This is a genomic window from Streptacidiphilus jiangxiensis, from assembly GCF_900109465.1.
GTDB classification, from domain to species: domain Bacteria; phylum Actinomycetota; class Actinomycetes; order Streptomycetales; family Streptomycetaceae; genus Streptacidiphilus; species Streptacidiphilus jiangxiensis.
This window is the reverse complement of record NZ_FOAZ01000036.1, coordinates 1-12553: the sequence shown is the minus strand read 5'-3', so window position 1 is coordinate 12553 and position 12553 is coordinate 1. Positions and strand designations below refer to the sequence as shown.

The 12553-nt window shown below is 72.3% G+C and carries 11 protein-coding genes; 3 read left to right on the top strand and 8 right to left on the bottom strand.

Annotated elements, in window-relative coordinates:
* Positions 1-82: 82 nt before the first annotated feature.
* Positions 83-745 (top strand): deoxynucleoside kinase, encoded by a 663-nt coding sequence (locus BMY61_RS39595; protein WP_042457973.1) that lies wholly within the window; start codon positions 83-85, stop codon positions 743-745.
* A 145-nt stretch (positions 746-890) separates the two neighbouring features.
* Positions 891-1439 carry a dihydrofolate reductase family protein gene (locus BMY61_RS39590; protein WP_042457970.1) on the top strand — a complete coding sequence of 183 codons (549 nt, stop codon included), beginning with the start codon at positions 891-893 and terminating at the stop codon, positions 1437-1439.
* 27 nt (positions 1440-1466) lie between these two features.
* Here BMY61_RS39590 and BMY61_RS39585 read toward each other — a convergent pair whose 3' ends face one another.
* The 4 genes from BMY61_RS39585 to BMY61_RS39570 all read right to left on the bottom strand — a co-directional run bounded on the left by BMY61_RS39585 (position 1467) and on the right by BMY61_RS39570 (position 7003).
* Complete coding sequence (locus BMY61_RS39585; protein ID WP_042457967.1) at positions 1467-2063, bottom strand: histidine phosphatase family protein; 597 nt, start codon at positions 2061-2063, stop codon at positions 1467-1469.
* A 177-nt stretch (positions 2064-2240) separates the two neighbouring features.
* Complete coding sequence (locus BMY61_RS39580; protein ID WP_052439409.1) at positions 2241-5048, bottom strand: discoidin domain-containing protein; 2808 nt, start codon at positions 5046-5048, stop codon at positions 2241-2243.
* Positions 5049-5292: 244 nt separating this feature from the next.
* On the bottom strand, positions 5293-6267 hold the full coding sequence (locus BMY61_RS39575) for a GNAT family N-acetyltransferase (RefSeq protein ID WP_042457965.1): 975 nt from the start codon (positions 6265-6267) through the stop codon (positions 5293-5295).
* 85 nt (positions 6268-6352) lie between these two features.
* Positions 6353-7003 (bottom strand): hypothetical protein, encoded by a 651-nt coding sequence (locus BMY61_RS39570; RefSeq protein ID WP_143094749.1) that lies wholly within the window; start codon positions 7001-7003, stop codon positions 6353-6355.
* Between the two features lie 151 nt (positions 7004-7154).
* Between BMY61_RS39570 and BMY61_RS39565 the strand changes: the two genes are divergently transcribed.
* On the top strand, positions 7155-8636 hold the full coding sequence (locus BMY61_RS39565) for a DUF4419 domain-containing protein (RefSeq protein WP_082015569.1): 1482 nt from the start codon (positions 7155-7157) through the stop codon (positions 8634-8636).
* Between the two features lie 39 nt (positions 8637-8675).
* Here the strand turns inward: BMY61_RS39565 and BMY61_RS39560 are convergent, their stop codons facing one another.
* From BMY61_RS39560 to BMY61_RS39545, 4 genes are all read right to left on the bottom strand, one after another.
* The gene (locus tag BMY61_RS39560; RefSeq protein ID WP_063773391.1) at positions 8676-9983 is read right to left on the bottom strand and encodes an ATP-grasp domain-containing protein; all 1308 of its coding nucleotides are present in this window, start codon (positions 9981-9983) and stop codon (positions 8676-8678) included.
* Between the two features lie 12 nt (positions 9984-9995).
* Positions 9996-11315, bottom strand: a complete 1320-nt coding sequence (locus BMY61_RS39555; RefSeq protein WP_042457961.1) for a GNAT family N-acetyltransferase — start codon at positions 11313-11315, stop codon at positions 9996-9998.
* Positions 11312-12061, bottom strand: coding sequence for a 3'(2'),5'-bisphosphate nucleotidase CysQ (locus BMY61_RS39550; RefSeq protein ID WP_042457958.1), 750 nt, complete (start codon positions 12059-12061; stop codon positions 11312-11314). Before BMY61_RS39550 ends, BMY61_RS39555 begins: the two co-directional genes overlap by 4 nt.
* A 96-nt stretch (positions 12062-12157) precedes the next feature.
* Positions 12158-12553 (bottom strand): ABC transporter permease (locus BMY61_RS39545; RefSeq protein ID WP_143094748.1); only part of this gene is annotated, 396 nt, incomplete at its 5' end.

Here is a 12553-nt window from a genome sequence, read left to right as displayed (position 1 = left end):
CCTGCTTGCCTGCGCGTCGTCGCGGAGGGCTCGTCCGGCCCACCGGCCGTGAAGGAAGACAGCCCCCAGGGAGAAGTGAGGAATGCCGGTGATCTGCGTCGGAGGCATGATCGGGATCGGCAAGACGAGTGTTGCCGAGGTCCTCGCCAAGGCGCTCGGCAGCGAGGTCTTCTACGAGAGCGTGGAGGACAACCCCATACTTCCCCTCTTCTACACGGCGAGCCCCGAGGAGATCCAGGCCAAGCGTTACCCGTTCCTGCTCCAGCTCCACTTCCTCCGGACCCGGTTCGCCTCGATCAAGCAGGCTTACCGGAACGGGGACAACGTCCTCGACCGGTCCATCTACGAGGACTGGTACTTCGCCAAGGTCAACCACGACCTCGGCCGGATCACCTCCCTCGAGATGCAGGTGTACGAGGGGTTGCTGGACGAGATGATGCGCGAGATCGAGGAGCTGCCGTATCGCAAGGCTCCCGATCTCATGGTCTACCTCAAGGCGGACTTCGAGACGGTGCTGCACCGCATCGGACTGCGCGGCCGTGACTTCGAGCAGGACGAGAGCCTCGTCGAGTACTACCGGACCCTGTGGTCGGGCTACGACGAGTGGGTGCACCGGCACTACTCGGCCAGCGAGGTCCTGGTCGTGGACATGAACCACACCGACGTGGTCAACAGTCCCGAGGACGCGGCCCGGGTCGCGCAGGAGGTCAAGGACGCCCTGGCCGCCGCGAGGCAGCGCGCCTGAGACCCGCCGCGCCCAGCCCGGCGCCTGAGACCCGCCGCGCCCAGCCCCGCGCCCGCGCCGCGCCCGTCGGTCTGCGGTTCGCCGGTCCGGTCCGTCGGGCGCCCAGTAGCATCGGGTGACCGGAGGGCCGAGCGGAGGTCAGGGCATGCGGAAGACCGTCGTGTACGAGTTGGTGTCCCTGGACGGGGTAGCCGAGGGGCCGGACAGGTTCTTCACCGACTGGGACAAGGCGATGGACGCCAACCTCGCCGCCGTGATCGCCACCCAGGACGCGGTCGTCCTCGGTCGCCGCAGCTACGCCGAGTGGGCCCGCTTCTGGCCGGACAGCCCGATCCAGCCCTTCGCGGACTTCATCAACGGCGTCGCGAAGCACGTCGCGACCTCCACGCCGCTGGACCTGGACTGGGCCGGCGCCACCGCGATCGACGGCGACCTGGTCGACGTCGTACGGGAGCTCAAGCAGCAGCCCGGTGGGGACATCGGCGTTCACGCCAGCATCTCGGTCGCGCAGACGCTGCTCGCCGCCGGCGTCGTCGACGAGCTGCGGCTCGTGATCGCGCCGAGCATTGCCGGCAGCGGACGCCGACTGCTCGACGGCCTGCCGCCGATCCGGCTCGAGACGATCCGCAGCGAGCTGTCCCCGGCCGGCTACCTGCTGAACGACTACCGCGTGCTCGGCGGGCCGGCCGACTGAGCCGCCCAGGACATCGCCGCCGTAGCGTCACGGCGTTCGGAGCCGGGCGGGGAAGCCGGTCCAGCGCAGGTCGTGCGGAAGATGGCTGGTGTCGTTGTAGACCAGGACGCTCGCGGGCCGGTCAGGGGCGTAGTGGATGACGGTCAGGGCCGCGTTGCCGTGGTTGAGGGTCGTCCAGCGCCAGGACGGGGCGTCCATCGCGGCGCACACCAGCCAGGCGATGAGAAAGGCGTGGGTGACGACGAGATCGTGCCGAGGCGCGCTCCCCTCCTCGCAGGGTCCGGTGAACTCCGCGACCGCCTGGCGGGCCAGCCGCGCGCCGAGGGCCCGGTCCGCCGCCGGCAGCGACGCGAAGCGCGCCGCGCCGGTGCCCCGCTCAGGGACGTGGGGAACGTAGTCGCCCGCCGCCTCGGACGCGCGGAGCGGCACCGAGCCCAGTTCCTCGCCCACCAGCCGTGCGGTCTGCGCGGCGCGCGGCAGCGGGCCGTGGTGGACGGCCGTCAGCGGGACCGCGCGCAGGCGCCTGCCCAGCAGTTGTGCCTGGTGTCGGCCGGCCTGCGTGAGCTCGCTCTCGTCGGGGGTCGCTTCTCCGTGGCGGGCGAGGTAGAGGTATCGATCGTGCATGCGCAGGTGGACGCCCGCCGACAGGCCTGCGGTTCCTGACCCGGTGACCCGTCCGGCGGGCACCGCCGCTCGGTGGGTGGCTGCGCGGTCCCGCCCCCTCACGCGGGGCCGCGCAGCCTGCTCGGTGGGTGGCCGGCTCGCCAGGTGACCTGCTCGGTGCAGGCCGGCCGGTTCGGCTCAGCCGCCGTAGACCTCGAGGGACCACAGCGAGTAGCCGTAGCCCGTGGCGCGCTGGGTGCCGTACATCCGGAGGTAACGGCCGCTCCCGGTGAGGCCGGTGAGGTCCTGGACGCCGCCCGTGCCCGTGGTGGTGGAGTAGATCGTGGTCCAGGTGGTGCCGTCGGTGGAGGTCTGGATCTGGAAGGCCGTCGCGTAGGCGGCCTCCCAGGTGAGCTTGACCTCGTTGACGGCGTGGGTGGCCCCGAGGTCGACCTGGAGCCACTGCGGGTCGGAGAAGGCGCTGGACCAGCGGGTGCCGGGGTTGCCGTCGGTGGCCAGGTCGGGCGTGTCACTGGTGCCGGACTGGACGGACGAGGCGGTGGTGGGTCGGCCGAGGGCCAGATCGGTGCCGGTGACGGACCAGGTGAAGGAGGCCGTGCCGAGGGCGCCGGTGGTGTCGGTGACGGTCACCGCGACGGTGGAGGTGCCGTTGCCGGTGGGCGTGCCGGTGACGCGGCCGGTGGCCGGGTCGAGGGAGAGGCCGGACGGCAGCCCGGTGGCGGCGTAGCGCAGCGTCCGTCCGGCGGCCGAGTCCGTCGCGGACAGCTGCAGCGGGGTGATCGCCGTTCCTGCGGCGGCGCTCTGCGGGCCGGGTGAGGCGACGGTGACGGTGTCGGCCGCCGTGCCGCCGGTCGCGCTGAAGGCGAGGAGCTGCGCCGCCTCGGGGCGGGTGTCACCCGCGCTGCCGGTGTTGTTCCAGGAGCGCTGCGGGGCGGTGGCGACCGGGCGGGCGGCGGCCGCGTCCAGGCTGAGCGCGAGGCCGCTGTAGCGGTTGACCAGGCGGATGCCGGTGCCGGTGCCGCTGCCACCGCTGGTGCTCGGCTGCAGGGACCACTGCTGCCCGACGCCCGGCGTGGCGCCGAGCGCGGTGGGGGTGACGACGGCGCCCCAGGCGCGCCCGGCGTTGCCGCCCGTGTCGACGCCGAGGGCCTGGCCGGTCGCGGAGTTGACGACCGTCCAGAAGCCGTCGCCGGTGGGCTGGAAGCGCCAGTTCTGTGCCGCCGACCCGTTCGCGCCCGTGGTGGCGGTGAGGGTGCTGCCGCTCTGGGTGAGGACCTGTCCGTTCCCGGCGGCGACGGTGTAGGTGAGGCCCGGCGTCACCGGGGTTGCGGGCAGGTTCGCGGAGGAGGAGGGGTCGATGGTGATGTCGCTGTACTCGGCGGTGTCGGTCGAGCAGTAGTAGGCGCAGTACGAGCGGAACGTGCGGCCGACGACGGTGGAGCTGGTGCGGTTGGCGGGGTCGAGCATCCAGCGGTACCAGGCGCCGTTCGGGTCGCCGGTGACCAGGCCGAGGTCCGTCCACTGCTCGGTGGCCAGGCTGCGGGTCGCGTAGAAGTGCAGTGGCGTGAGCGTGCCGGTGGCCTGCGCGACGTTGTTCTGCGGCGTGCCGATGTACTCGCCCAGGTAGGAGTCCCAGGCGATGTTCATGACGGCGAGCTGGGAGTTGTCGGGCATCTGCCCGGCCGCCACCTGTGCGGCGACGGTTCCGGTGGCGGCCGGCGCGTAGTCGCCGGCGGGGGAGACGTAGCCGGGGCCCGCGCCGTCGGCCGGGATGACGTCGCTCTCCTTGCCGCCGACCCCCGGCTGGGACCAGGAACCGTCGTACCACTTCTGCCAGGAGGCGGTGGCCATCTTGGCGGAGATCGGCGCGCGGGCGACGTGCTGGAGCCAGACCGTCCCGCCGGCGGACTTGTCCAGGACGCGGGTGGCGTAGAAGGCGTAGAAGTAGCCGGAGGCGTTGTCGACGAAGAGCCGCTGGTCGCCGTCGCCGTAGTAGTAGGTGGCGCCGGGGAACTGCGTGGTGTCGTTGCGCTTGGTGCTGAACGGGGAGGTGACCGCATGCCCCTCGATGGTCCAGGTGTGGCCCTGGTCGGTGGACTTGGCGTAGTCGATCGCGTCGTAGTGCAGGCCGTCACCGAAGGGCTGGGGGGTGAACTCGTTGTGGACGAGGCCGTACCAGTCGCCGGAGTCGGGGTCGACCCACACGCCGCTGAGATCGCAGTAGTTGCGTTCGGCGTAGCCGGAGCCGGAGGGGGCGTAGGTCGCGGTGAGGCCGGTGGGACTGTTGTTGCAGAGGGCGGTGGTGTCCTTGTTGGTGCCGCTGTTCTGGATGGGCGCGGTCGTGGCGGTGTCGAAGTCGGAGCCGGTGTCGAAGTCCCACTGGCGGCTGTCCTTGGCGCCGTAGAGGGAGTGCGAGGACTGGTAGTAGAACTGGCCGTTCTTGTCGGTGTAGACGTCGGCCGGGGTGTCGTCGGGGTTGGCGAAGTTCACCGGGGTGCCCGAGGACAGCACGTCCGCCGGCGCGGGTGCGGAGGCGGCCTGCCACACCTGGTCGCTCTGCGAGGGGTCGCAGGAGGCGAGCCCGATCCCGGCCCCGTCGACGACGGCGCCCTGCACGGCCAGGCACTTGCCGGACGCGGCGCTGTAGATCGTTCCGTCGGGCAGGTGGGCGAAGTGCTGCTCGGCGGTGGCGGCGGAGCAGCTCCACAGCTCCACCGGCGTGCCGGTCGCGCGCGAACCCCCGGTGACCTGCAGGCACTTGCCGAGCGCCTGGACACTCCCGTCGGCGCTGTTCCACGTCCACGCCTGCGCCGCGGAGCCGTCGCAGCCGAGCATCTGGACGGGGTTCCCGTCCGCGGTACCGGAGTTGGCGTCGTCCAGGCACCGCCCACCCGACGTCACCGTGCCTTGGGCGGCCGTACCGTGCGCCCTCGCGGCGGCGTGCGCCGGCCATCCGCCCGGTCCCAGCAGCACGGACACGCTCACCAGCAGAACCCCTGCGGCCTGCCTCCGGGCAGTCCGGGCAGGGTTGAACCCAACTCGCCTACGCATCGTCACATCCCTTGTCATGACCCAGCTGGCTAATTAGTTCCAACAGAATCCGAACTAACTGTCATGCTGTCAAGAGATGTGGCCAGGAATGCGGTCAGCGGCTCAGAGCCTCCATGGGTTCGATACAGGTGGCTCCGGTCGGCCGCCGCCACCTTCTGTCGGATCGCTCAACCGGCGATCAGGGGTTGAGGGAGTAACGGACTTCGGCACGGTCCATGGTGAAACCTGCCCGCTCGTACAGCCCGTTCGACCCCGACGGAGAGTCGGCGTCCACTTCGATGTTCACCCCGTCGAAGCCGGCGTCCCGAGCGACCCGCAGCACCTGGCCGATCAGGGCACTCGCCACCCCGCGCCTGCGGTAGGCGCGACGGGTACCGATGCGCTGCACGTTCGCGTCGCGGACCCCGGTCGCCGCCGTGTCCGCGTCCCAGGAGAAGGTCAGCAGCATGCCCGCAGCCGTGCCGCTGTCCACGTCGCGTAGCAGGAAGCTGAGGTCGGGGCAGAAGGCGGACCACCCGAGAAACGCACGCCACTGCTCCAGCTGGGGCGGCACCCCGCCCCAGCGGTCCAGCACGGCGTCGCTCCAGACCGCGAAGAAGTCGGCGTCGTTGTCGACCGAGTGGCTCTCCAGCACGAGGCCGTCCGGCAGCGGCAGGTCGACAACGGCTGCTCCCAGCGGGTGCCGCAGGTGCGAGTACCACCGCACGGGCGTCATACCGGCGGCCTGGTAGCAGGCGCGTGCGCCGTCGTTGAGCGCGTTGTTCTGCACGTCGACGGCGAGCGGCAGATCCGGGTGATGGATGGCGTGCAACGCCTCGGCGCTCGCGACGCCGGCAGCCAGCAGCTCCGCTCCCAGCCCCCGGCGCCGGTACTTCGGATGCACGCCGCCGCTGACCGTGACCCGGTGCACGTCCTCGACGTGCAGCTTGTGCGCGGCGGAGGAGAAGCCGACCATCCGGTCACCGTCGAACACGCCGACCGTGCCACGCTCGAGGTCGAGCACCGGGTCGTTGATCTGGTCGGTGGCGTCCTCCTCGGAGTAGTACTCACCGAAGACGTCCACGACCTCGATCGCGTTGAGCAGCTCCGCCAGCGGGGCTGCGTCCGTCGGGGCGATCGGACGGCGGATCAGTTGTGCGATGTCAGCGGGCATGGGGCGACCCTAGGGATCTTCGGATCACGGTGTCATCCGGTTTTTCTGCCTCCACCCCCCGCCCGCCCGATGGTGGGACGACCGGTCAGGAGATCGGGGTGGGATGGGGTTGCCCAAGGGCGTCGAGCAGGCCGTAGAAGGAGTGGACCGCGTCGTGCATCGCGCCGGTCATGGCGTCGGACTTCGCACCGGCGTCGGTGTCCCTGCCTGCGGACAGGTCGTCGGACTCGGCGGTGATGTCGTCGAGAGCCAGGTCCAAGGAGGTCAGGGCGCTCGACCACAAGCGCTCGTCACCGGCGTCGGGGACGGGATCGCTCCCGGCCGCGGTGAGATCGGCGGCATTCTGGGCGCGTATGCGCCGCGCATCCGCCACGACGGTGGTCAGGTCAAGAGAGCCCGTCCCCTTGCCGGCGGTCGCGGATCGGTACATGTCCACGGACAGGTCGTGCATGCCGTCGAAGAACTGGTTGATCCGCGCCTGCCCCCCGGCGTCCAGCCACACCTGCACCACGCCGCCGGACTGCGGCAGGGACCGCGACGCCTGCGCTGCGGCGGCAGGTCTGGTGCCCGCCAGCTCCTCACCGGCCCACGTCCCGCCGACGCCGAGCACGGCGATGCCGACGAGCGCGGCCTTGGCCCACGGCGACATCCGGCTCGGTGCCGCACTGGTTGCGTCCTGCGCCTCAGGTGAAGGTTCGGGCACGAGCTGCCCGGCTTCGGACGTTTCGGTGTTCACGCGTTCCCCCGGGGGACGGTCCTGGTGTGCGGCGTCATCGTGCCAGGTGGGACCGGGGCGATCAAGAGAATGGGTGGACCGGGCCCAGGCCGCCTGACCGGGCGGCAGGAACCCGCGTGACTTCCCTCGGGCCGCGCCCTACCTTGTCCGGATGACTGGAAAGCCGTCGCCGATCCGCTACGTCGGACCTCCGGACCTCGCGGCGGGGGCCGCACACGCGGAGGCAGCCGGACGGGACGACTGCGGCCGGTCCCCGGACCGGCAGGCCGCGGCCGTGATCGACCTCCCCGTCCCGGACGACGCACACGCCGAGGAGTTGTCGGCCACCCTGCGTTCGGTGGACAACGAGCCCTTCCTGCAGGCCGTGTCCGGTCGGCCCGTGCGGCTGCACCACCGCAGCGTGGACACCCTGGTGGCCGCGCCCGACGCGGGAGGCTTCGGCTCGGCAGCCGAGCCGACCTGGAGCCTGCTGCTGCGCGCGGTCCACCTCAGCTTCGCCGCCCACCTGCCGCTCAGCCTCTCGCCCGACGTGCTGTGGTTCGCCGTGGTGCACGAAGTCGCCGCCCATGTGCGGCTCAACGCCGACCACTACGCCGGGGTGTTCACCGACACCCCGGGCCACCGCCCGCCGATCCTGGTCCGCGACGACAGCCTGCTCGATCCCGACCCCGACTGGAGCCGGTCCATCCGGCTCGTGCTCGACCCGCTCCGCGAGCGGATCGGCCCGGAGGTCACCGACCTCTTCCTGCCGGGCTTCAGCACCACCACGCCCGACGACGTCTCCTCGGCCCTGGTGGCGCTCATGTCCGTCGTCAGCCCGTACTACCGCTTCGAATGGCTGTCCCTGTGCGGGATCCCGCGGATCCGCCTGGACGGTACGGCCGAGGACTGGGCGCTGCTGTCCACCCGCGTCCGCGAGCTCGCCCCGTGGTTCGACGGACTGGGCGCGTGGTTCGACGCGCTGCGTCCGGTGCTCGACGAGATCGCGGCCACCGCCGCCGGAGGCCCGGTCGACGAGGACTTCTGGCGCTCCCTCTACAAGTGGGAGTCCCGGTCCGGCGGGGACTTCGTCTCCGGCTGGATCACCGTCCTGTTCGCCCACACGCAGACCCCGGCGGGGCCGCGACCCAAGGAGTCCTTCCGCTGGCGCGGCGGCGAACGCTATTTGGAGAACGCCTTCCCCTCCCACGTCGCCACGGTCCCCTTCCGCTGGACCCGCCCGGACGGCCCCCGCGAGATGCAGTTCCTGGCCGGTGTCCTCGGCATCGAACGCGACGACGACGGCTACCTGCGCCCCCGCCTGGCCCACGCCGTCACCGAACTGCTCCCGAGCTCGCCGCATCCGTCCGACCACCTCCTGCCCGACGGATGGACGCACAGCCGCCTGCGCGAGGCCAGCGGCTGCGCCACGGCCCGCGCGCTCACCCTCGACCTGACGGTCCTGGTACCCACCCAGGACGGGTGGCCCGCCGAGGTCGAGGCCACCCACGCGGTCCAGGTCGCCATGTACTGCTACGTCCGCGCCGCGGCCGACGGCGTCTGGTACGTCGGGGACCTGCTGGAGGAGAGCGACGAAGTCGTCCTGTGGGACCGCCTCGGCACCGACCTCGCCGAAGCCCTGCTCCGCATCTGACCAGCCGTCCGGAGCGGCCCGCGTCCTGCGGGGCCGCGGTCAGACCACCTCGTCCGCCGGTGGCGCCGGTGGCGCCGGTGGCGTCGGCCGGCGCAGGCGGGCCAGCGGGTCGAGGATCTCGTCGGCGGCGTTCAGGATCGCGCGGAGCGTGCGCCGGGTCGGGGAGGTCACCGGGCGGGTGCGGATGACGACGGTGTCCGCCACCGCGGCGGCCAGCGCCACGGCGGCCGCAGCGTCGGGGGCCGTCACCAGGACCTCCCCGCAGCGGTCGTCCGACCAGGCCAGCTCGTGGACGAGATCTCCGACGGCCACGTCGAGCCGGACCCGGACGACCCCCGGGATCCGCTCGGCGGCCTCGACCCCGCTGATCTCGACGACCTCGCCGGGCTCCGCCACCAGGAAGCGGATCGCTGCCGCGCCCGCAGGCGGGGACGCCTGCGTGGACGGGATCGGACCCGTGGCCACGGCGTAGGCCAGGGACTCCAGGTCCACCCCGTACACCAGCTCCACCAGTTCCGGGATGCTGTCGCCGCCGCGCCGGGCGTGGGCCTCCACGATGCGCGGACCCTGCTCGGTGAGGATCACCTCGGTGTGCGCCGGGCCCACGGTCAGACCGGCCGCGTCCAGCGCCGCTTCGGTGAGCGCGGTGATGCTGCGGGCCTGCTCCTCGCCCAGCGGAGCCGGGACGACGTGGCCGAGCTCGACCACGCCGCCGCCGGTGTGCTTGCCGGTGATCGCGACGATCTCGTGCCGGCCCTCGGACGAGAACGACTCGACGCTGAACTCGGGCCCGCGCAGCCGCTCTTCGACCAGCAGCCGGTCCAGGCCGGACTCCTGCGCCCAGGCCCAGGCCGCCAGGGCCCCGGCGGCGTCCGCCACCATCCGCACGCCCAGGCTGCCGCTGCCCGTCAACGGCTTGATGACCGCGTCGCCGTGGCGCTCCAGGAACGCGAGCACCGGCTCCGGGGCGGTGACCACCTCGGCGGCGACCGGGCCGATACCGCGGGCGTTCAGCAGCTGCCGCAGCCGCCACTTGTCGTGCAGTGTCTCCACCACGGACAGGCCGTTGCCGGGCAGCCCCAGCACGTCCGTCAGGTGAGCGGCGGGGATCTGCCCGATCTCGGCCTGGCTGACGATCCGGTCGAACGGCCTGTGCCGGTGCAGCGCGGTCACCAGGTCGGTCGCCAGGGCCAGATCCTGGAAGTCGAAGAGCAGGACCTCGCTGCAGTACCGCGCGGCCGCCGGGTCGGCGAGCGAGGGCTTCTGGACGTGCACGAGCTCCAGGCCGAGCGCGTGTGCCTTGCGCAGCAGCCGGGAGCGGCTGCCGAGGGCGAGGATCCGGGTCATGGGCGAGGCTCCTCAGAGGTCGACGGTGGTGTCCGGCGCGGGGAGCCGGAGGTCGAAGTGCGCGGCGAAGAAGCTCTCCGACCGCGCGGTGAACAGGTCCAGCACCGCGCCGAGGCCGGCCAGCAGTGTCGGGTCCGGATGCCAGATCCAGCACTCGCGCGGCTCGACCCGGGCGCCGCGCACGCTCTTGGGCAGGAAGGCCTCGAAACCCATGCGCATCTCCCGGAGGCCGCGCTCCAGACAGAAGCGCATCGGCTCGTAGAAGGCGAGCATCGGATAGGCGACCCGCGACCACGGCTCGGCGCCCTGGTGCGCGTAGTCGAAGCCGTAGCTGAGGCCGATGTAGCTGCGCTCGTCGAACAGGTCGATGCCGCAGCCGACGATCTCCCCGCCCAGTTCCAGCACCGGGACCCGCAGCCGTTCGCCGAGCAACTCACCCATCGTGGCGCGGGCCTGGCGCAGCCGCGCGAGGTCGGGCGTGCCGCCGTGCTTGACGCTGTTGCGGTACTCGAGCTCGACGATGCGGTCCAGGTCTGCTCCGAGCAGGCTGCGCGTGGACAGCCGCAGCCCGGAGCGGTCGAACTCGGCCAGTTCGTTCTTGAACCGTCGGCGTCGGCGCTTGACCATGCCCGCGACGTGGCCCTCGAAGTTCTGCTGCTGGGGCAGCTGAAAGGTGGACACCCCGGTCAGCACACCGCGGCGGAATCCGCAGGACGCCAGCGCCGCGCGCAAGGCCTGGTCACCGGGTCGGACGTAGGGCACCGCCACCGCACCGGCCGCGCCCGCAAGCCCCTCGCTCACCTGCCGCTGCAGCGACCCCACCAGCCGCTCGAGGAGCCGCTGCGCGGCAGGGCCCTGCTGCTGTCCGGTGCGCAGGCAGCCCTCGCTGCTGTCGAAGCTGCGGACGGTGAGGCACTCGCCCAGGCGCTCCGTCAGCTCCCGCGGGCCCGCGGCGGGTGCGCCGGGTGTGTGCGGGGTGCCCGTCAGTTCGCCCAGGCGGCGGTGCAGTTCGTTCTCCACCGGGCCGGGGCCGGACGCCTCCTGGGGCTGTGCCTCCTCGCGCAGGAACTGCGGCGAGCTGAGCTGCTTCCATGGGTGGCTGAACAGGGCGCTGTCGGGTGTCGAGCACGCCCCGTGCAGGGCGCCGCGCAGGTCTCCGTCCTGCCAGGCCGTCGCGACGAAGGCCGCCCCGGGTTCCATGTACTCGCGAAAGCACAGGTAGTCGTAGCTGTGGTCGACGCGCGCGGTCCCGGTCAGGCCGTCCCAGTGCGCCCGGTCCAGCCCGCCGAGTCCGGGCAGCACGCGGAGCTCCGCCCCGACCGCGGCAGTCATCGCGTCTCCGCGATCGCGGCCAGCAGCTGCTCGGCGTCCTGCGGTCGACAGACCAGCAGATCGGGCAGCCACGGATCCGGCTGGTTGTAGCGCAGCGGGCTGCCGTCGACCCGCGAGCAGTGCAGTCCGGCCGCGAGTGCGACGGCCACCGGCGCGGCGGAGTCCCATTCGTACTGGCCGCCGGCGTGCACGTAGACGTCGGTGAGGCCCTGCACCACGGACGCGATCTTGACGCCGGCCGAGCCCATCGGCACCAACTGCGCGTTCAGCGCCGCGCCCAGGCGCGTCACGAACTCCGGCGGCCGGCTGCGGCTCACCGCGATCCGGGGCGGGCCCGGCCACACCGACGGCACCTTCGGCGGGAAGGCGGTCGTCAGCACCGCACCCCGGGCCGGAATCGCGACCGCGCCGGCGCTCAGGACACCGCGCTCCCAGAGGGCGACGTGGACGGCCCAGTCGTCCCGTCCCTCCTCGGCGTACTCCCTGGTCCCGTCCAGCGGGTCGACGATCCACACGCGGTCCGCCGCGTCCCGCCCGGGCTCGGCGTCGCGCGCCTCCTCCGAGCGGACAGCATCGTCGGGGCGCTCGCGTGCGAGCCGTGCGGCGAGGTACTCGTGGGAGGTCCTGTCCCCGCGCTCGCGCAGCAGCGCGGCGTCGGCGAAGCCCTGCGCTGACCTGAGCGCAAGGAGCTGTTCTCCGGCGGCCTCGGCGAGATCGGCGGCCAGGCGGTGGTCGTCGGCGGTCATGGGAGTCGTGCCTTCCTGCGGTGGTCCGGTGTGTGCTGAGTGAGGCGCTTTTGGCGCGTCCGACTGTCGCCTGGCCGTCGCCTGGCTGTCGTCCGGCTATCGCTTGGCGGCGAGGAGGCCGCGGGAGCGCAGGACGCGTCGCTCGATCGGGTTGAAGATGAGCAGTTCGATGCCGATGCCGACGAGGAGGATGAGGATGATGGTGGCCAGGACGCCGGGCATGTCGAGGTTCTGCCGGGAGTACTCGAGTTGGGCGCCGAGGCCGAGGCCGAGGGCGGGGGAGCTGGCGATGAGTTCGGCGGCCATCAGTGAGCGCCAGGAGAAGGCCCAGCCCTGTTTGAGGCCGGCGACGTAGCCGGGCAGGGCGGCGGGGAGCAGGACGTGGCGGATGCCGCGTAGTCCGGTGGCGCCGAGGGTGCGGCCGGCGCGCAGGTAGAGGGGCTGGACCTGGTCGACGCCGGCGACGAGGCCGTTGGCGATGGAGGGCACGGC